Source organism: Streptomyces sp. 35G-GA-8, assembly GCF_023534745.1.
Lineage (GTDB): Bacteria > Actinomycetota > Actinomycetes > Streptomycetales > Streptomycetaceae > Streptomyces.
On the sequence record NZ_JAMHJQ010000004.1, the window covers coordinates 421,128 to 439,439 of the forward strand.

The window sequence follows — 18,312 nt, forward strand, 5'->3', positions numbered from 1 at the left end:
GATGTCCCAGAAGCCCAAGTCGGCGCAGCTGCCGACCTGCCCCAGCTGCGAGGAGCCGCTGGAGTCCGGCGACCTGTTCTGCGGCGCGTGCGGTTACGACCTGTCGGTCGTGCCGCCGCGCCCGGACGACAGACCGACCCTCGTCATGAACGGCCTGGGACCGGCGGTCCCCGACACGCGCGCGCCCGACACGCCGGTGGCCGGCGCTCCGGTGGCCAGTGCTCCGGCGGCCGGTGCTCCGGCGGCCGGTGTGGAGTGGCCCACGGTCTCGGGGACCGACAGCTCGGGCACACCGCCGCCGCAGCTGCCCGAGGAGTTGCCGGGACTGGAGTCGAGCGGCTCGCGGCTGCCCGCCCATCCAGGTGATTTCGAACTGCCCGCGCCCAGCGCCCTGATCCGTGACAGCTCGGCGCGCGACTACGCGGCCCCGGAGAGCACGCCCGCGGAGAACACGGCCCAGGAGAGCGCGGGCCCGGAGAGGGCCGGCTCCGAGAGCGCCGGCCCGGAGAGCACGCACGGGAAGGCCACCGACCCGCGCACCGCGGACCCCGGCGCGGCCCTCCCGGCCGGCGGCAAGCTCTGTGTCGCCTGCCGGGCCGGCCGGGTCGACACGGACGGCTACTGCGAGAACTGCGGCCACGCCCAGCCACGCGAACGTGACCATGTGGAGCAGGAGTTGGGCGCGGTGGCGGCGGTCAGCGACCGCGGCCTGCGGCATCACCGCAACGAGGACGCGTTCGCCGTGGCGTCCGCCGCCCTGCCGGACGGCTCCCCCGCCGTGGTCGCGGTCGTCTGCGACGGTGTGTCGTCCGCGACCCGCCCCGACGAGGCCTCGGCGGCGGCGGCGGGCGCGGCGAACGAGTCGCTGCTGGCCGCGCTGGAGCGCGGTACGCATCCCCAGCAGTCGATGCACGACGCGATCGTGGTCGCGGCCGAGGCGGTCAACGCCCTGGCCACGGCCCCGGGCGGGCGGGACCATGACCCGCACCGCCACCAGAACGCCCCCGCGTGCACCATCGTCGGCGCGGTGGTCGCGAGCGGTCTGCTGGTCGTCGGCTGGGTCGGCGACAGCCGGGTCTACTGGGTCCCCGACGACCGCGGCGGCCCGCCCGCCCGGCTCACCGAGGACGACTCCTGGGCCGCGCAGATGGTCGCGGCGGGGCTGATGAACGAGGCGGAGGCGTACGCGGACGCCCGCGCCCACGCCATCACCGGCTGGCTCGGCGCCGACGCGTACGAACTGGAGCCGCACACGGCGTCGTTCAAGCCGGACCGCCCCGGTGTGGTGGTGGTCTGCACGGACGGGCTGTGGAACTACGCGGAGGGCGCGGACGAGATGGCCAGGGCCCTGCCAGCCGACGCGGCGCGACGGCCGCTGCACGCCGCCCAGGTACTGGTCGGACACGCGCTCGACGGTGGGGGCCACGACAACGTAACAGTGGCGGTGCTGCCGTTCGCCCTGCCGTCGCAAGGGGCAGGATCCGCCTACAGCTCGACGTGAGTCTTGTTTTCGGTCACGCATGCCCCGAAACAGACCAATCATGAACAATCACTGACCGATTACTGACCAATCGCTGATCAACGGAAGACCTTTTACTGCCCCTTTCACTGACTTGTCTCTGCTGTGTGGAGCGTCAAGGAGCCGATACAGATGGCGAACTTCTCCAAGTCGAACGTGCCGCGGTTCTCCGTCGACGTGTACCAGAACGAGTACCTGCCGGAAGGCGGGCGCGAGGTCAACGCGATCGTCACGGTCACCTCGACGGGCGGCGGCACCACCGGTGGAGTGCCCCTGACAGGAGCCTCGTCCACGCCCTCCGCCCTTCCCCGGCAGGGCCCGAACGCGGCCGTGGTGATCATGGTCGACTGTTCGGGGTCCATGGACTACCCGCCGACGAAGATGCGCAACGCGCGCGACGCCACGGCCGCCGCCGTCGACACCCTGCGCGACGGCGTCGCCTTCGCGATCGTCGGCGGTACGCATGTGGCCAAGGAGGTCTTCCCGGGCAACGGAAGACTCGCGATCGCCGACCGAGGAACCAGAGCCCAGGCCAAGGAGGCGCTGCGCCGGCTCAGCGCGGGCGGCGGTACGGCCATCGGCACCTGGCTGCGGCTGGCCGACCGGCTGCTGTCCACCGCCGATGTCGCGATCCGGCACGGCATCCTGCTCACCGACGGCCGTAACGAGCACGAGGCGCCGGAGGATCTGAGGGCCGCGCTCGACTCCTGCGCGGGCCGGTTCACCTGCGACGCCCGCGGGGTCGGCACGGACTGGGAGGTGAAGGAGGTCACGGCCATCGCCTCCGCGCTGCTCGGGACGGCCGATATCGTCGCCGACCCGGCGGGTCTGGCAGCGGACTTCACCAGCATGATGGAGAACGCGATGGGCAAGGAGGTCGCGGATGTGGCGCTGCGGCTGTGGACACCTGTCGGCGTGGAGATCGCCTTCATCAAGCAGGTGGCGCCCACGGTCGAGGATCTGACCGGCCGCCGTACGGAGGCGGGGCCCCGGGCCGGGGACTATCCCACCGGTTCCTGGGGTGACGAATCGCGCGATTACCACGTGTGTGTACGGGTTCCGGAGGCCGGCATCGGCCAGGAGATGCTGGCCGCACGGGTCTCGCTGATCCTTCCCGCGCCGGGCGACGGAGCCCCCGAGGTGCTGTCCCAGGGGCTGGTACGAGCGGTGTGGACGGATGACATGGCGGCCTCCACCTCGATAAACCCCCAGGTCGCGCACTACACGGGTCAAGCCGAACTGGCGCAAGTCATCCAACAGGGTCTGGACGCCCGCAAGTCGGGCGATTTCGACGACGCGACCGCGAAACTGGGACGCGCGGTGCAGCTCGCCGCCTCGTCGGGGAACGCCGATACCGCGAAATTGCTTTCGAAGGTGGTGGACGTCGTCGATGCGGCGACAGGTACTGTGCGACTGAAGGCGAAGGTCGCGGACGCGGACGAGATGACCCTCGAAACGCGCTCCACCAAGACCGTTCGCGTCAAGAAGCAGTAGTAACCGCATCACCGCGTCACCGCGTAACGAAGAGTCCGCGGCCCGGAGACACAGAGAACAGCGGCCTGCGGGCCGAACGAGGAGAGGGGGAAGCGCCGACATGCCGACCTGCCCGAACGGACACCAGTCGGGTTCCGACGACTGGTGCGAGGTCTGTGGCCATCGCATGGCCGGACCCGGCGCTCCCACGGGTGCCGTACCGCCGCCGCCTCCCCCGCCGCCGCCCGCGCCCGGCTACGGCTACCCGCCGGGGCCGGGGCCCAACGCCACCGTCCAGGCCGAGCTGTGCCCGCAGTGCCGCACTCCGCGCGAGCCGATGGCTCCGTTCTGCGAGGAGTGCCGCTGGAACTTCCTGACGAACACGGCGACGTCGTACACCCCGCTGGCTCCGCAGCAGCCGGGCCCCGGCGGCCCCGTGCCCGGACTGAACCTGCCGCCGGGCTTCCAGGCCCAGCAGCCGCCCCGGCCGCCGGCGGATCCGTACGAGTACCAGAGTTCGCGCCCGTCGCAGCTGAACCGGCCCGCCGAGCCGCTGTCGCCCGAGCCGCCGTCGCCGCCCTCCGCGCCCTCGCCGCAGAACCCGCACCAGCAGGGGCCGCCGCCCCCGCCGCCGTATCAGCAGCAGGGACCGCCGCCCCCGCCCGCCTTCCAGCAGGGGTCCGCCGCTCCGCAGGCGCCCTCGCCGACACGGCCGGCCGGTGACGACGACTGGATGCTGCCGCCGCCCTCGGCGGCATCGGCCCCGGCCCAGCCAGGGGCCCCGGGATCGCAGCAGCACGCGCAGTCGCAGTCGTCACAGCAGTCGCAGGCACACGCACGGGCCCAGGTGCCCCAGCAGCACGACCCGATGCGGCAGTACCAGCAGCCGCCGGCCGGCTGGACCGCGGTGATCGGCCCCGACCGTGAGTACTTCATGGCGATGATGCAGCGCAGCGGCCCCGAGGCCACCGGGCTGAATCTGCCCGCGTACTCCCCCGAGCAGCGTCTGCCGCTGGCCGGGAACCAGGTCACCATCGGCCGTCGCCGGCACTCCACCGGTGAGTCGCCGGAGATCGACCTGTCGGTCCCGCCGGAGGACCCGGGCGTCTCGCATCAGCACGCGGTCCTGGTCCACCAGCCGGACGGCAGCTGGGCGGTGGTCGACCAGAACTCCACCAACGGCACCACGATCAATGGCGCCGAGGACCCGATACAGCCCTATGTCCCCGTCCCGCTCAAGGACGGCGACCGGGTGCATGTCGGCGCCTGGACGACGATCACGATCCGTCGAGGCTGACCCCACCAGGGCTGAGGGGCCATACGTACGGCCCCGCCGGGTCATCCAGCCAGGCCCACTGACGGCCGCCGGTGATGGTGACGCCGAACCGGTCCCGTTCCGGGCGGCGCTCTCGCTCCCAGAGGGAGAGCGCCTCGTGCGGATCCAGGCTGCCCGCGGTCAGGGTCAGCAGGAAGCGGAAGAGTTCGTTCTCGCTCGCGCGCCTCGGCAGTCCGCCGAGGGGCCGGCGTGCCAGGGCCCTGCTCCCGGGCACGCCGCGCAGCGGTACGAAGTAGGCGGCGGTGTTCAGGAAGTGCCCTTCCGCACAGGTGCCGCGCTCCCCTTCGCCGCGCCCTCCCCCACCCCCATGTGCGCCGTTCCCATGGGTCCCGTTCCCGTGGGGTCCACTGCCGACGACAAGGCTGATCAGCCCGGTGGCGAGCGGAGCCAGGATCCGTGCTCCCGGCCGGCACTGCGCCAACCAGGACGTCGGCACCGACGGCAGGGTGCAGGTCGCGATGATCCGGTCGAACGGAGCGCGCTCAGGGCAGCCGCGCGCGCCGTCACCGGTGATGACGGCGGGCCGGTAACCGGCCGTGGCGAGATGGCCCCGGGCCGACTCGGTGATCTCCGGATCGACATCGACGGTGGTGACACGTGCGTCGCCCAGCCGGTGACAGAGAAGGGCCGCGTTGTAGCCACTGCCCGCGCCGATCTCCAGGACGCGGTCCCCGTCCCGTACATCCAGCTCCACCAGCATCCGGGCCATGAGCGAGGGCTGGCTGCTTGAGGAGATCAACTCGCCGTCGCGCACCCGGGTCGCGAGCGGCCCGTCCGCGTACGCCCCGCGCAGCCAGCGGCGGCGCCGCGCCGGGTCGGGGTCTCCGCACCACAGCCGGTCGTAGCCGCCGGGCCGGCCGACGAAGTAGTACGGCACGAAGAGATGGCGCGGTACCGCCTCGAACGCCGCCCGCCAGGCCGGGTCGTCGAGCGCCCCGGTCAGTGCGATCTCCCGGATCAGTCCGGCGCGTGCGTCGGCGACATCCGCCTCGTCCGGCCCGTACACGTCCTCCCGGTGTGCGCCCATCTCTCCACTGTCCTGGGTGAGCGGCCCGGAAGCGAGTGGGCCTTGGCATCTGCGCGCCACTATTCGGACAGTTCCCGCGGAGGAGGACCGGCGCCGGACAACCGGTCCTAGGGCTGAGGTCCTCCGCCGGTCCGTCTGAGACCATGGACAGGTGAACGAGATTCCGCGAGGCACGCTTCAGGAGCAGACCTTCTACGAGCAGGTCGGCGGCGAGGAGACCTTCCGGCGCCTGGTCCACCGGTTCTACCAGGGGGTGGCCGAGGATCCGCTGCTGCGGCCGATGTACCCCGAGGAGGATCTGGGCCCCGCCGAGGAGCGGCTCGTCCTCTTCCTGATGCAGTACTGGGGCGGTCCCCGCACCTACAGCGACAACCGCGGCCACCCTCGGCTGCGGATGCGCCACGCCCCGTTCACGGTGGACAGCGCCGCGCACGACGCCTGGCTCAAGCACATGCGGGTGGCCGTCGAGGAGCTGGAGCTCTCGGAGGCGCACCAGCGGCAGCTGTGGGACTACCTCACGTACGCCGCCGCCTCGATGGTGAACACACCGGGCTGATCCCTCCCCGGTCGCACCGACGCACGGACGCGCCGACCCCGCGCGTCCGTGAGCTCCCCGATCCCCGAGGTCCCGTTCAGACCGGGGTGACCGTGAGGCCGCCGATCCCCTCGCGCCGTACCGCGATCGAGCCGTACGGCGTACGGAGCCGAAGCCAGCGGCCCGACTCCAGCAGCGCCACCGGCTGTTCCTCGACGGGCGCCGCGGCCGGGACCATGGCGCGGACCGGCCGCAGGAACCCCAGCGACCGCGCCGCGTGCACCGCACGCAGCGGCAGATGGGTGTCGCCGAGGGTCCGGGACCAGATCTCCCGGCCGATCCGGTCGCGTTCCGCGCGCGTCCCGTCGCCGGGCGTCAACCGTTCGTCCCGGGACCGGAATTCGGCGACCGCGACGGTCAGCGCACGGCGCATGGCGTCCGTGCCCGGCAGTCCGGGCATCTGCCGCCAGCCGCCGCGCGGTGGCAGCACCCCGGCCCAGGGCGGGCCGGTGACGGCTGTCGGGACGACCACGCTGCCCGCCGTCTCGTCGATCGCTTCGAGGAGTTCCCCGGCCGAGACGGTGACATCGAACGCGTACCGCGCGGCCAGTCTGGCCGTACGGATGGCGAGCACCTCGAAGGACGCCGGCCGGCCGAAGACGGCGAGCGCGCCGCCCCCGGCCTGGAGCCGTACGGCGGCGGCGCGGTCGTAGTGGATCAGCCGGGCGAGGAAGGCGCCGAGATCGGCCGCCTCCCGCGCGTCGGCGAACTCCACTGTCCGTTCGGGCCCGGTCATGCCGCGAGCGCGTCCTTGTTCTCGGCGTCGTCGAGGTACTTCAGGAGATACATCCTCTCCTCCTCGGTGATCCGCCGTGGCCGCCCGGCCGCCAGGTCGTACGGCACGACGACGGTCGAGGCCCGTACATACACCTGGTCGGTGTCGTCACCGTCCTTGATCTCGTACGCGATCGTCAGCGACGCGGCGTTGATCTTCGTCACCCACGACTCGATGGTCACCGGCTCGTGCCGGTGGACCAACGGCCGCTTGTAGTCGATCTCGTGCCGGGCCACCACGGACCCGCCGGAGAAGGACGGCGAGCCGTCCCCTGGCGCCAGCCGGAACATGAAGTCGATCCGGGCCTCCTCCAGATAACTGATGAAGACCGCGTTGTTGACATGCCCGAAGGCGTCCATGTCCGACCAGCGCAGCGGGCAGCTGTAGTAGTGGCGGGCCATCTCAGCCTCGCGTCAGCTTCTTGTAGGTGGCGCGGTGCGGACGGGCGGCGTCCGCGCCGAGCCGCTCGACCTTGTTCTTCTCGTACGACTCGAAGTTGCCCTCGAACCAGAACCACTTGGATTCGCCCTCGTACGCCAGGATGTGCGTGGCGACCCTGTCCAGGAACCACCGGTCGTGGGAGACGACCACGGCCGCGCCGGGGAACTCCAGCAGCGCGTTCTCCAGCGAGGACAGCGTCTCGACGTCCAGGTCGTTCGTCGGCTCGTCGAGGAGCAGCAGATTGCCGCCCTGCTTGAGGGTCAGCGCCAGGTTCAGCCGGTTGCGCTCACCGCCGGAGAGCACACCGGCCGGCTTCTGCTGGTCCGGGCCCTTGAAGCCGAAGGCGGAGACATAGGCGCGCGAGGGCATCTCGACATTGCCGACATTGATGTAGTCCAGCTCGTCGGAGACGACCGCCCACAGCGTCCTCTTCGGGTCGATGTTGTCGCGACCCTGGTCGGCGTAGCTGATCTTGACGGTGTCGCCGACCTTGATGGAGCCCGAGTCCGGCTCCTCCAGGCCCTGGATCATCTTGAAGAGCGTAGTCTTGCCGGCGCCGTTCGGGCCGATGACCCCGACGATGCCGTTGCGCGGGAGCGAGAACGACAGGTCGTCGATCAGAACCTTCTCGCCGAACGCCTTGGAGAGGTTCTCCACCTCGACGACGACGCTGCCGAGCCGCGGGCCCGGCGGGATCTGGATCTCCTCGAAGTCCAGCTTCCGCATCTTGTCGGCCTCGGCGGCCATCTCCTCGTAACGGGCCAGTCGGGCCTTGGACTTGGCCTGGCGCCCCTTGGCGTTCGACCGCACCCACTCCAGCTCGTCCTTGAGCCGCTTGGCGCGCTTGGCGTCCTTCTGGCCCTCGACCTTGAGGCGGGCCTGCTTGGTCTCCAGGTACTTGGAGTAGTTGCCCTCGTAGCCGTGGAGACGGCCGCGGTCGACCTCGCAGATCCACCCGGCGACATTGTCGAGGAAGTACCGGTCGTGGGTGACGGCGACGATGGTGCCGGGGTACTTGGCGAGGTGCTGCTCCAGCCACTGCACGGACTCGGCGTCCAGGTGGTTGGTGGGCTCGTCGAGGAGCAGCAGGTCGGGGGCTTCGAGCAGCAGCTTGCAGAGCGCGACGCGACGGCGCTCACCACCGGAGAGGTTGGTGACGGGCCAGTCGCCGGGCGGGCAGCCGAGCGCGTCCATGGCCTGTTCGAGCTGGGTGTCCAGGTCCCACGCGTTGGCGTGGTCGAGGTCCTCCTGGAGCTTGCCCATCTCCTCCATCAGCGCGTCGGAGTAGTCGGTCGCCATCAGCTCGGCCACTTCGTTGAAGCGGTTGAGCTTGCCCATGATCTCGGCCGCGCCGTCCTGGACGTTCTGCAGCACGGTCTTGGACTCGTCCAGGGGCGGTTCCTGGAGGAGGATGCCGACGGTGTATCCCGGGGACAGGAACGCGTCGCCGTTGGACGGCTGCTCCAGACCCGCCATGATCTTCAGCACAGTGGACTTACCGGCGCCGTTCGGACCCACCACACCGATCTTCGCGCCCGGCAGGAAGCTCTGCGTCACGTCATCGAGGATGACCTTGTCGCCGTGCGCCTTGCGCGCCTTGCGCATCGTGTAGATGTACTCAGCCAAGAGAAACCGTCCGGCAATCGAGAAGGGCCAATGTGCGGCTCCGCCGCGTGAGGGCAGATACACGCCATCTTGCCGCATGTCCATCCCCTGATGGAAACCAGTACCGCTCCCCGGACGGCTCTCACGCCAGTGGCCCCCGGTACGCGGGTGCGTACCGGGGGCCACTGGCTGCGGGGTCTCACTCAGCGCGAGACGTACCTCACTCTCCGGATGCCGGAGGCGTCGAGGCGTTCTTCTTGCGGAGGAGGAAGACGGCGCCGCCACCGAGCACCACGAGCGCGATCGCGATGCCCGCGATGATCGGGGTGGCGCTGGAGGAGCCGGTCTCCGCGAGGTTGTCCGTGGCGGCGGCCGAGGAGCCGCCGGCCGAGGCCGGAAGAGGCTGCGCGGACTCCTGCTGGGTCACGGGGCCCGAGTCGCTGGTGGTCAGGCAGTCCAGGACGCCCTTGAAGTTCTGTGTGAACCCGGCGGGCCCGGTGATGGTGAAGTCGTACGCCTCGTCCTCGCCGACCGGGACGGTGACGGTCTTGGACTCACCGGCCGGGACCGAGTGCTCGGTGCCCTTGAGCTCGAACACGAACGGCTCCTCGCCCTTGTTGGTGGCGGTGATGTCGACGCCGCCCTCGGCGCAGTTCTTCTGAGCGGTCACGGCGGGGATCGCGCCCTGCTCGGCCCATGTCGCGGTCGCCGTCGCCGAGACGGTGGACTCGCTGGACCCGGCCAGGATCTGCGTCTGGCTCTTGGTCACACCGGCGAAGGCCCGGCCGACCGGTACGGAGGTGGTGGCCTGCACACCGAGCGCGGCGGTGCCGTCGGAGGCGTCGGACGGCACGTCGAAGTACAGCTGCGTGCCGTTGACGGCGGTGGTGACCGGGGCGCCGTCCTTGTCCGTGATCGTGACGCCGCTGGCGGCGGCGTCGGCGGGCGGCGTGACGGTGGCACCGGCGGCGTTGGTGCGGACGGTGATCGGTCCGAGCTTCTCACCGGCCTTGCCGGAGACGGCGCCGGGCTCAAGGGTGAGGGACGCCTTGGGCTCGGCGGCGTCCTGGGCGCTCTTCTCCAGCCAGTCGGCGAGCTTCTCGGCCGCCGGGTCGCTGGCGTCGACATCGGCGTTGTCCGAGTAGCGCCAGATGGCGACCTGCGTGCCCGCCGCCGCCGTCTTCTCGGTGAGAGGCCCGGTCTCCGCGCTCTTGGCGAGCGCCGAGAGGTCGTCTATCTGCGGGTAGGAGTGCTCCAGGATCCAGCGGATCTTGCCGGCGTTCTTGTTGGCGCCGAGCGAGGTCTGGTTCCAGGGGGTCTCCAGGTACTTCGCCTGGTCCTGTGTGGGGTTGTGGATATCGATGCAGTACGTCTTGAGCTTGCCGCCGCCGTCCACGGTCATCTCGAACAGTCCGGCGGGGAGTTGCTGGTCCTTGCCGTCGGTGTGGAGCACGGCGCCGTCGTAGGTCTTCAGTCCGTCGAGGGTGGCCGCGGCGCCACCCTGGTGCTGCGGGACCTCGTCGGCGGAGGCCGCGCCGGCGCCGGCCACCGAGCCCATCGCCACCAGACCCGAGACGAGTACCGCGGCGGCGAGACGGGCGGCGCCTCGCTTCCGTACGGATGACGCAGATATCGCAGAAAACACAGAATTCCCCTTCGGGCGAGATTCTTCCGCGTCGAACGCGTGGGGGGATGCCTCGCCAGCAGACTCAAGTGCCCCGTGAGTACTGCGAATCCTATGGACGGCGCGAACCACCGGAGTCCACTCACGCACTCTGATAACCGTTCCGAATCGGAATCGTTATCGACACTCCGGCAGAGCTATGCAATGCGACCGAGTATATCGACATGTCTCCACAACCTCCGCTCAGGAAAACGCGGTCGACGCCGTGACCAGCGCGCGGGCGGGTGCCACGTCCGGCGTCCCCTCCGAGACGCGAAGCTGCACCGGAAGCCGCACCGGATCCGGCCCTTGAGGCCGCGCCCGCCCCCGCTCCTCCCCCTCCGTCGTGGACTTGTGACGCTCCGTCAAGGAGGGAGTGGCCCTGGTCACACGCCTGAACGCGGCGGTCCCGCGCGTCAGATCGTGTCCGACCGCCACCGCGTCGATCTCCACGGACGTCCGGCGCTGCCCTTCCCGTTCGTCCTCCCGCACCCGCAATCGGCCGTGCACCACCAGAGGCTCACCGACGGAGACCGAGGCCGCCAGATTCGCCCCCAGCGTCCGCCACGCCCACACCGTGTAGAAGCTCGTGGGCCCGTCGGCCCAGCCGTTCTTCTGCCGGTCCCACCGGCGCCCCGTCACCGCGAATCGGAAGCGGGCCACCCCGCCCGTGGCCGACTCCCTGAATTCCACACCCGTTGCGACATTCCCCACCACGGTTACCACGGTGTCGTTCATAACGGCCTCTCCCCGTCCGGCTGCATTGACTGATCCCATGCTGGACCGGATGGAAAGAACGCGCTGCCGCCTGTGTATTACCTGTGAGTTGTGGAAAACCCCGTCACCCGCTGGTGCGGGAAACGGTCACGTACTGCTCCCGCACCTCTCGGTAGCGCATCAGCTCCGCCGAGATCGGGTCCAGCACCCTCGCCCGCCCACAGGCCGCCGCCGCCTCGCGCAGCCGCCGCTCGGCGTCCTGCCCGTACCGCCGTGCCGGCCCCATCGCGGCCGCCCCGCACGCCCACTCCACGAACGGCCCGCCGACGATCCCGGCGACCATCACCAGCACGGGCGGCAGCAGTCCCGGTTCCATTACGCCGATGATCTGCCCCACCAGCCAGAGTGCGCCGAAGATCTGAAGCAGCGTCATGGATGCCTGTGCCAGCACGGCCGCCGGCCACCAGGCGGGCCGCGGCGGCCGGCTGCTCGGGGTGGCCGCCGTCATCGCCAGATCGTCCAGCGCCTCGGGCAGCCCCTCCGCGCCGCGTGCCGCCGCCTCGCGCACGGAGTGCGCCCAGGGTCCTGGCAGCCCGGCGGACGCCTCCTCCGCCACCGTACGCACGGCCTGTTCGACCCGCTGACGTGCCGTCAGCTCCTCCTCCGCGATCGCCGGGGGCCGCTGCGCCTTGCCGCCGGGCATCCGCGTCGACTCGTACCACCGCCACAGCCTCAGCCAGGGTGTCCCGCACGCGCGGCCCGCGTTCCTGCGCCAGGCGCGCTCCGCCGACTGGCCCGCGGCCACCGCGCCGACCGCCCAGGCCAGCCGGTCGGCGAACTGTTCGCGGGAGCGCTCGCCGAGTCCGGCGCGCCCTTCGGCGACATACGCGGACCGCAACCGCCACGCCGCCGCGTCCACATCGGCGGACAGCCGCCGTTCCGCGGCGCTCCGCTCCTGGACGAACCGCCCCAGCAGCTCACGCAGTTCGCCCACGCCGTGCCCGCTGAGCGCGGATACCGCGAGCACCGTCGCGCCGGGCTCGCCGTGTTCGCCAAGGGCCATCCCGTCCTCGTCCAGCAGCCGGCGCAGATCGTCGAGCACCTGGTCGGCGGCCTCGCCGGGGAGCCGGTCGATCTGGTTGAGCACGACGAAGGTGATCTCCGCGTGGCCGGCGAGCGGCCGCAGATAGCGCTCGTGGAGCGCGGCGTCCGCGTACTTCTCGGGGTCGACGACCCAGATCACCGCGTCCACGAGCGCGAGCACCCGGTCCACTTGCTCACGGTGGCGGACTACGGCCGAGTCGTGGTCCGGAAGATCGACGAGGACCAGGCCGTGCAGTTCCTCGTCGCCGTCCCCGCCCGCGAGCGGCTTGCGCCGCAGCCGTCCGGGGATGGCCAGCCGGTCGAGCAGCCCCGCCGCGCCCTCGGACCAGACGCAGGCGATGGGCGCGGAGGTGGTGGGCCTGCGCAGGCCCGTCTCCGAGATCGGCACCTCGGCCAGGGCGTTGAACAGCGTCGACTTGCCACTGCCCGTCGCTCCCGCGATGGCGACGACGGTATGGCGCGAGGAGAGCCGCTGCCGGGCGGACGCCTCGTCCAGTACGCGCCCGGCCTCGGCGAGTACGGATCCGTCGAGCCGGGTCCGCGAGAGTCCCACCAGTTCGCCCAGGGCATCGAGGCGCAGGCGCAGCGAGCCGCCGTACGCGCCTCCGATGGGCGTGTGGGCCTCGGACTCGTCGGAACCGGCGCCCGGAATGCCGTCGAGACCGTCCACGCCCCTGAGGCCGTCCAGGGAGTCCTTCTCGGAGGCGCGGCGGGCGATCAGCCCGTCGTCCCAGCTGCCCGCGGCGGGGCCGGACTCGTCGGGGGCGGGGAGCGCGGCGGGCTCGGCGTACTCGACGGACGTGGCGTACTCCCCGGACTCCGCGGACTCCGCGGACTCTACGGACTCGGCATACGCCACCGACTCGGCGTACTCCGCGGATTCGCGTGCCTCTTGGACCTCTTGGACCTCCGCGGCCACGTCGGGCCCATTGGATTCCGCGGATCTCGCCGACTTCATGAATTTCGCGGGCTTCATGAATTTCGCGAACATCGGGGACTTCCCGGGTTCCATGGAGTCCTCGACGCCCTCCACTCCGTTCTCAGGAGCCTTGTCAGCATCAGCCGGGCCGGCTCCGTCAGTTCCGTCGGCTCCGTCAGCGCTGTCATCTCTGTCGGCGTCGTCGGCTCCGTCGGTTCCGTCGGCCTCATGAGACCTGCCGGACTCATCGACCCCATTGACTTCGTCGATCTCGTTGGCCCCATCAGCAACATCAGTCACCTGAGACACATCGGTCACCTTTCCCTCTGGAGTACGGACAGCGCGGCGATCAACTCGGCCTGCGGCTCCGGGGTCACCTCAAGCGCGTCGAGGGGTCCCAGCCGCCGGTCGCGCTCCGCGTGCAGTACGCGATCGATGTACGTCGTCACCAACTCGCCGCCCCGGTCGCGCAGCCGCAGCGCCACGTGCGCCCCGACCCGCTCCGCGAGCCGCTCCCCCGCGAGCCGGGCGCGCCGGCCCCCGAGCAGGGCCGCCGCGAGCAGGGCGGCGACGGTCTCCGCGTCGGGCGCGGGGGTCCGTTCGAGCTGCCGGATCTCCTCCTCGGCCAACTCCTCAAGGACGCGCCGCCAGCGGCGTACGGCCATCCCGACCCGTTCCGCCGTCTCCCCGTCCGGTCCCGGCATGGGCAGCGCCCCGGCGGCCGGCTCACGCCGCCATACCTCCTCCACCCGTTCCTCGGCCGCGGCCACCGCGCACTGGAGGAGGGCACCCAGGCTCTCCACCAGTGAGTCGAGCAGCTCACGCGCCGAACTGTCCCGGGGGTAGCCGCGCCAGCGCGTGCGCGCGTCCCCGGCGAGCACGGCCCCGCGCTGGAGCTGCCGCCGCACCCGCTCGCCCTCGGACCCGTAGGCCTCCTCGACCGCGCCCGTCAGCCGCACGGCGGCGGCGTACTGCGCGGCCACCGCCCCCGCCAGCTCCGGCATCCGCGCGTTCAGCGAGTCGATGACCCCGGCCGCGGTGCGCACCAGGGCCTGCTGACGAGCCGCCGGATCCTGCACCCGGTGCGCGAGCCAGGCGAGCAGCGGTGCGACGGCGGTCGTGGGCAGCAGGCCCCGCCCGGCGCCCGCGGACTCGGGCAGTTCGGGGATGGTGAACCGCGGTACGTCGCCGAGCCCGGCCCGGGTCAGCAGCGCCGCGTACTGCCGTGACACCTCGTCGATCATCTGGTGCGGCACCCGATCGAGGACGGTGACCAGGGACGCGTCGTACTCCTTCGCGGTACGGAGCAGATGCCAGGGCACGGCGTCCGCGTAGCGGGAGGCGGTGGTCACCATGACCCATACGTCCGCGGCGCAGATCAACTCGGCGGCCAGCAGCCGGTTCTCCACCACGAGCGAGTCGATGTCGGGTGCGTCGAGCAGTGCGAGCCCGCGGGGCAGGGCGGCCGCGGTGTCGATCCGTAGCGCGCTCTGCTCCACGGGGCCCGTGCCGTCCGTACCGATCCCCCCGTCGTCCTCCTGCTGCGGCAGCCAGACGCGCGTCAGGTGCGGCAACACCCGCATCCCGGCGAACCAGTGGTGGTCATCGGGGTGGCAGACGAGAACGGGGGTACGTGTGGTGGGGCGGAGCACCCCCGCCTCACTGACCCGCCGCCCCACAAGGGAGTTGACGAGCGTGGACTTTCCGGCACCGGTGGATCCCCCGACGACCACGAGAAGAGGTGCTTCGGGGTCCCTGAGCCGGGGCAGCAGGTAGTCGTCGAGCTGCGCGAGCAGCTCGGCCCTGGTCTGCCGGGCACGCGGCGCCCCGGTGAGAGGCAGTGGAAGACGCACGGCAGCGACACGGTCGCGCAGTGCGGAGAGTGCGTCGATCAGCTGGGGCCGTACGTCCAAGGTCACCACATGCGAAGAATGCCCAATTTTGGAGCCTTTTTGAAGCGTATGGACATCCCTGCGCGCCGATCACATACTCGGGACAGACGGGACGAGTGGGGCACAGGCATAACGACTGCACAACACCCGGGGCGCCGAGGGCCAAAAGCGATGCGTGAATCGCACCTGCCTGCGATTATCGGTTCGCTTCACTGAACCTCCACAACGTGCCACGGGCGTGAAGCAACCGGGTCAAGGTGATCGGAGCCCTATCCTTGTCCCGGCAAGGTCGCGGAACCACCCAACCCGGGCTCCAGGTATACCGAGGCCACCACCCGGCCCCCGTAGCTCAGTGGATAGAGCAGGTGCCTTCTAAGCACTTGGCCGCAGGTTCGAGTCCTGCCGGGGGCGCTACGCGCGATGACCAGCGGAAACGCTGGTCATTGGCGTCTCTGGCTCAATGCACATCGCTACCAAACCAAGTGCCTTGACTGTCCACGATGGTGGACGCCATGGTGAATCCATGACAGCCGAGCGATACAACCTCGCGCCCATGGCCGCCTCGTGGATCCGCGCCCTGCGCTCCCAGAACCTCGCCGACAACACCATCCGTGTCTACACCCGTGCCGTCAGCGACTTCGCCGCGTTCCTCCTTGACGAGGAGATCGGCTACCGCCCGCCGGTCGACGAGGACGGCACGGAGGGGCGCCCGGTACCGACCTCACTGGAGGAGATCCACCGCGAGCATGTCGAGGCGTACATCACGGCCACCATGAAGCGCACCTCTGCGAGCACCGCGAACCAGCGGTTCCGATCCCTCAAGACCATGTTCAACTGGCTTGTCGACGAAGAGGAGATCGACCGCTCGCCCATGCGCACGATGAAGCCGCCGGCGATCCCGGAGGTGGAGGTCCCGATCATCAGCGAGGGCGACCTCTCGAAGCTTTTCAAGGCGTGCGCGGGCAAGACGTACGCGGACCGGCGGGACACGGCGCTGCTGATGCTGTTCCTCGACACCGGCGTCCGGCTCTCTGAGGCGACGGACCGGCGGGTCGAAGATCTTGACCTGGACTTGAAGGTGCTGCACGTCCTCGGCAAGGGCAACGTCAGGAGGCCGGTGCCGTTCGGGCGGACGTGCGCGACCGCATTGGACCGGTACCTGCGGGCGGCGGCAAAGCACAAGGGCAAGCCGTTGGAGGGCGACATGTGGCTGTGGTGGGGAGAGCGCAACCGGGGGCAGCGGCTGACATTGTGGGGTGTGGGCACGATGCTGAAACGCCGATGTGCGGAGGCCGGAATCCCGGAGCTCCACCCCCACCAGTTCCGGCACACGTTTGCTCATCAATGGAAGGTCAACGGGGGCAACGAGGACGACTTGATGCGGATCACCGGGTGGAAGTCCAGGCAGATGCTGACGCGCTACGCCGCGTCTGCGGGCTCGGAGCGGGCGGCGTTGGCTCACCGGAGGCTGAGCCCCGGCGACCGGCTGAAGTAGCCGGCCGCCGTTGGGGTTCAGCGTCCGGGGCGGACCAGTTCGAGGCTGCCGACGAGCCGTGGTACACGCGCAATCAAAAGCGTGAGTGCTACGGCTTCCTCGATCTGGCTGGGGTCGTACGCCATCCGGACACGGTCTCCGAAATCTCGGTACATCACGGGAATGCCGTCGTCCAGGTCTGCGCATTCCACTCGAACACCCGTCACATAGCCCCCTGTCCCGCTGGCTCCGGCATGCCGGTTCGCACACGCGTTCGTTTCTGCGCGAGGTCCAGTAACCATACGGCTACGCAACCCATTGGTGCAGGCCATAGGGAGAATCGGGGGCGAACACTCCGCATCGTGACCGTTCAGAGATCGTTGATTTTAGATGACAAACAGGGCGGTCGATCAGCCCTCTTCATCCCAACGCTCCGCCACAGCACGGGACTTGGGAGTGTCGGTCAGCGGCACGTCGAGACGACGAATGAGGACGGCCGGCGCGCCGACCGCGAGTTCGGACTCCGCGTATCCGATCACCTGGAGGTGCGCAGCAGCCGCCACTACGTCGCGCGGCAGGGCGAGACCAACCGCGAGGGCAGACACCAGCTTGGGCGTCACGGTGTACCCGGCACCGCTAATGATCTTCCCGACGAGGGATTTACTGGGAGACCATCCGGTTTCGGGGTCCACGGCGATCTCGGAGAAGTCTCGGGTACTCCAGCGCTTCCCGATGCCAACGTGCTGCTGCACCAGCTCGGTCAGCGCATCACGCTGCTCGGGCACCACGGCCGCCTCTCTTACCGCCACGTCCACACCTTACGAGTGGGGGGATCCCGGAAATGCCAGGTCAGAGCGCGCAACCATTCGCGCTCGGTCGCTATTGTCCACGATCGCGGGCGCCACGGGGCCAGTCGAGGCCACTCCGTCTGGATATTGCCTAACTGCAATGTCGCCCACGATCGTGGACAGCGCTCAAGCGATGTGCTTTAGTGGGGATGTCCACGAACGTGGACAGCGCAACGGAGGAACGAATGTCCCACCCCAGACTCCGCCTGATAGACCCGCACGTTCTGCGGCACCTCATGCAGCACTCACCGAACGGGCGGCCCATCAGCGGCAAGAGCCTTGGGGAACGGGTCGGCCTCTCCAAGAGCAAGATCAGTGCACTCCTCCACGAGGAGCGCGCCACTGTGACGCGAGAGACCGCAGACGACATCGCGGAGATCCTCGGAGTCCACACCGGCGCTCTCTTTTTTGAGCCATTGCCCACGCCCGTGGGCGTGGGCAATCACGGAAAGGGCAGAGATGACCACCAGCGAGCGCTCCCAGCGAATGCGGCTCGCCGCGCACAAGAGCTGGGGCAACACCCTCGACAGGGCGAGCCGGACGGCCGCCGCCCGTAAGGCCAGCCATCACACCCGGTTCCTGGACAAGGCCCGCGAGCTGCACCCCCATGCGACGGACGCGCAGATCGAGCAGGTTGCCGATTCGCTGCGGAAGGCGCACTACACGGATCTGGCGCTCAAGTCGGCTCAGGCCCGGCGGATCAAGAGCGAGATGGCGAAGCAGGCGAAGCAGAAGGCGGTCGCGCAGGAGATCGCCGCGCTGTCGGCCGGCCACCCCAGCGCCGCCTGAGTCACCTCATGAAGCGGGGCCGCCCGGACCGGGCCTGGTCCATGGCAGCCCCTCGGCAATCCACCAGCACAACGAGAGAAGTGGATCACCTTGAGTACACAGACTATCCGTCCTACGGATTTGCCCGCCGGTCAC

The 18,312-nt window shown here is 70.1% G+C and carries 16 protein-coding genes and 1 tRNA gene; 8 read left to right on the top strand and 9 right to left on the bottom strand.

What is annotated here, in order from left to right; all coding sequences use genetic code 11:
- Position 1 precedes the first annotated feature (1 nt).
- The 3 genes from M1203_RS11045 to M1203_RS11055 all read left to right on the top strand — a co-directional run bounded on the left by M1203_RS11045 (position 2) and on the right by M1203_RS11055 (position 4,289).
- Positions 2–1,501, top strand: a complete 1,500-nt coding sequence (locus M1203_RS11045; protein WP_249949397.1) for a PP2C family serine/threonine-protein phosphatase — start codon at positions 2–4, stop codon at positions 1,499–1,501.
- Positions 1,502–1,651: 150 nt separating this feature from the next.
- Positions 1,652–3,013, top strand: a complete 1,362-nt coding sequence (locus tag M1203_RS11050; protein ID WP_249949398.1) for a VWA domain-containing protein — start codon at positions 1,652–1,654, stop codon at positions 3,011–3,013.
- A gap of 100 nt (positions 3,014–3,113) precedes the next feature.
- On the top strand, positions 3,114–4,289 hold the full coding sequence (locus M1203_RS11055) for an FHA domain-containing protein (RefSeq protein ID WP_249949399.1): 1,176 nt from the start codon (positions 3,114–3,116) through the stop codon (positions 4,287–4,289).
- Here M1203_RS11055 and M1203_RS11060 read toward each other — a convergent pair.
- On the bottom strand, positions 4,270–5,355 hold the full coding sequence (locus M1203_RS11060; RefSeq protein WP_249949400.1) for a methyltransferase domain-containing protein: 1,086 nt from the start codon (positions 5,353–5,355) through the stop codon (positions 4,270–4,272). The two genes, M1203_RS11055 and M1203_RS11060, sit on opposite strands and share 20 nt — an antisense overlap.
- Positions 5,356–5,506: 151 nt before the next feature.
- Between M1203_RS11060 and M1203_RS11065 the strand changes: the two genes are divergently transcribed.
- Positions 5,507–5,911: a globin gene (locus tag M1203_RS11065; RefSeq protein ID WP_249949401.1), complete on the top strand. Its 405-nt coding sequence runs from the start codon at positions 5,507–5,509 to the stop codon at positions 5,909–5,911.
- Positions 5,912–5,987: 76 nt separating this feature from the next.
- Here the strand turns inward: M1203_RS11065 and M1203_RS11070 are convergent, their stop codons facing one another.
- The 7 genes from M1203_RS11070 to M1203_RS11100 all read right to left on the bottom strand — a co-directional run bounded on the left by M1203_RS11070 (position 5,988) and on the right by M1203_RS11100 (position 15,087).
- On the bottom strand, positions 5,988–6,686 hold the full coding sequence (locus M1203_RS11070) for a hypothetical protein (RefSeq protein WP_249949402.1): 699 nt from the start codon (positions 6,684–6,686) through the stop codon (positions 5,988–5,990).
- Entirely contained in the window at positions 6,683–7,126 is a 444-nt protein-coding gene (locus M1203_RS11075; RefSeq protein WP_249949403.1) for a thioesterase family protein, read from the bottom strand. The genes M1203_RS11070 and M1203_RS11075 overlap by 4 nt, the downstream gene beginning before the upstream one ends.
- A 1-nt stretch (position 7,127) precedes the next feature.
- Positions 7,128–8,792, bottom strand: coding sequence for an energy-dependent translational throttle protein EttA (ettA, locus tag M1203_RS11080; protein ID WP_249949404.1), 1,665 nt, complete (start codon positions 8,790–8,792; stop codon positions 7,128–7,130).
- A 199-nt stretch (positions 8,793–8,991) separates the two neighbouring features.
- Positions 8,992–10,416: a Cys-Gln thioester bond-forming surface protein gene (locus tag M1203_RS11085; RefSeq protein WP_249949405.1), complete on the bottom strand. Its 1,425-nt coding sequence runs from the start codon at positions 10,414–10,416 to the stop codon at positions 8,992–8,994.
- Positions 10,417–10,638: 222 nt separating this feature from the next.
- Positions 10,639–11,172, bottom strand: coding sequence for a single-stranded DNA-binding protein (locus M1203_RS11090; protein ID WP_249949406.1), 534 nt, complete (start codon positions 11,170–11,172; stop codon positions 10,639–10,641).
- 103 nt (positions 11,173–11,275) lie between these two features.
- Entirely contained in the window at positions 11,276–13,174 is a 1,899-nt protein-coding gene (locus M1203_RS11095) for a GTPase (protein WP_374402678.1), read from the bottom strand.
- Between the two features lie 314 nt (positions 13,175–13,488).
- A complete protein-coding gene (locus M1203_RS11100; RefSeq protein WP_249949623.1) occupies positions 13,489–15,087 on the bottom strand; it encodes a dynamin family protein in 1,599 nt (532 codons plus the stop codon).
- Positions 15,088–15,404: 317 nt separating this feature from the next.
- Between M1203_RS11100 and M1203_RS11105 the strand changes: the two genes are divergently transcribed.
- Positions 15,405–15,477 (top strand) — tRNA-Arg (locus M1203_RS11105).
- A gap of 112 nt (positions 15,478–15,589) precedes the next feature.
- On the top strand, positions 15,590–16,561 hold the full coding sequence (locus M1203_RS11110; protein WP_249949407.1) for a tyrosine-type recombinase/integrase: 972 nt from the start codon (positions 15,590–15,592) through the stop codon (positions 16,559–16,561).
- Positions 16,562–16,950: 389 nt separating this feature from the next.
- Here the strand turns inward: M1203_RS11110 and M1203_RS11115 are convergent, their stop codons facing one another.
- Positions 16,951–17,349, bottom strand: coding sequence for a hypothetical protein (locus tag M1203_RS11115; protein WP_249949408.1), 399 nt, complete (start codon positions 17,347–17,349; stop codon positions 16,951–16,953).
- A 275-nt stretch (positions 17,350–17,624) separates the two neighbouring features.
- On the opposite strand from M1203_RS11115, the gene M1203_RS39190 reads away from it, so the two are divergent.
- Both M1203_RS39190 and M1203_RS11120 read left to right on the top strand, forming a co-directional pair.
- Positions 17,625–17,945, top strand: a complete 321-nt coding sequence (locus tag M1203_RS39190; protein ID WP_374402762.1) for a helix-turn-helix domain-containing protein — start codon at positions 17,625–17,627, stop codon at positions 17,943–17,945.
- The gene (locus tag M1203_RS11120) at positions 17,848–18,177 is read left to right on the top strand and encodes a hypothetical protein (RefSeq protein WP_249949409.1); all 330 of its coding nucleotides are present in this window, start codon (positions 17,848–17,850) and stop codon (positions 18,175–18,177) included. Before M1203_RS39190 ends, M1203_RS11120 begins: the two co-directional genes overlap by 98 nt.
- Positions 18,178–18,312: the final 135 nt, after the last annotated feature.

Excerpts from the sequence above, each read along its gene's own strand:
- M1203_RS11110 (WP_249949407.1), top strand. The coding sequence starts at position 15,590 with ATGACAGCCGAGCGATACAACCTCGCGCCCATGGCCGCCTCGTGGATC.
- M1203_RS11090 (WP_249949406.1), bottom strand. The coding sequence starts at position 11,172 with ATGAACGACACCGTGGTAACCGTGGTGGGGAATGTCGCAACGGGTGTG.
- M1203_RS11070 (WP_249949402.1), bottom strand. The coding sequence starts at position 6,686 with ATGACCGGGCCCGAACGGACAGTGGAGTTCGCCGACGCGCGGGAGGCG.
- M1203_RS11045 (WP_249949397.1), top strand. The coding sequence starts at position 2 with ATGTCCCAGAAGCCCAAGTCGGCGCAGCTGCCGACCTGCCCCAGCTGC.
- M1203_RS11050 (WP_249949398.1), top strand. The coding sequence starts at position 1,652 with ATGGCGAACTTCTCCAAGTCGAACGTGCCGCGGTTCTCCGTCGACGTG.
- M1203_RS11055 (WP_249949399.1), top strand. The coding sequence starts at position 3,114 with ATGCCGACCTGCCCGAACGGACACCAGTCGGGTTCCGACGACTGGTGC.
- M1203_RS11060 (WP_249949400.1), bottom strand. The coding sequence starts at position 5,355 with ATGGGCGCACACCGGGAGGACGTGTACGGGCCGGACGAGGCGGATGTC.
- M1203_RS11120 (WP_249949409.1), top strand. The coding sequence starts at position 17,848 with ATGACCACCAGCGAGCGCTCCCAGCGAATGCGGCTCGCCGCGCACAAG.
- M1203_RS39190 (WP_374402762.1), top strand. The coding sequence starts at position 17,625 with ATGCAGCACTCACCGAACGGGCGGCCCATCAGCGGCAAGAGCCTTGGG.
- M1203_RS11075 (WP_249949403.1), bottom strand. The coding sequence starts at position 7,126 with ATGGCCCGCCACTACTACAGCTGCCCGCTGCGCTGGTCGGACATGGAC.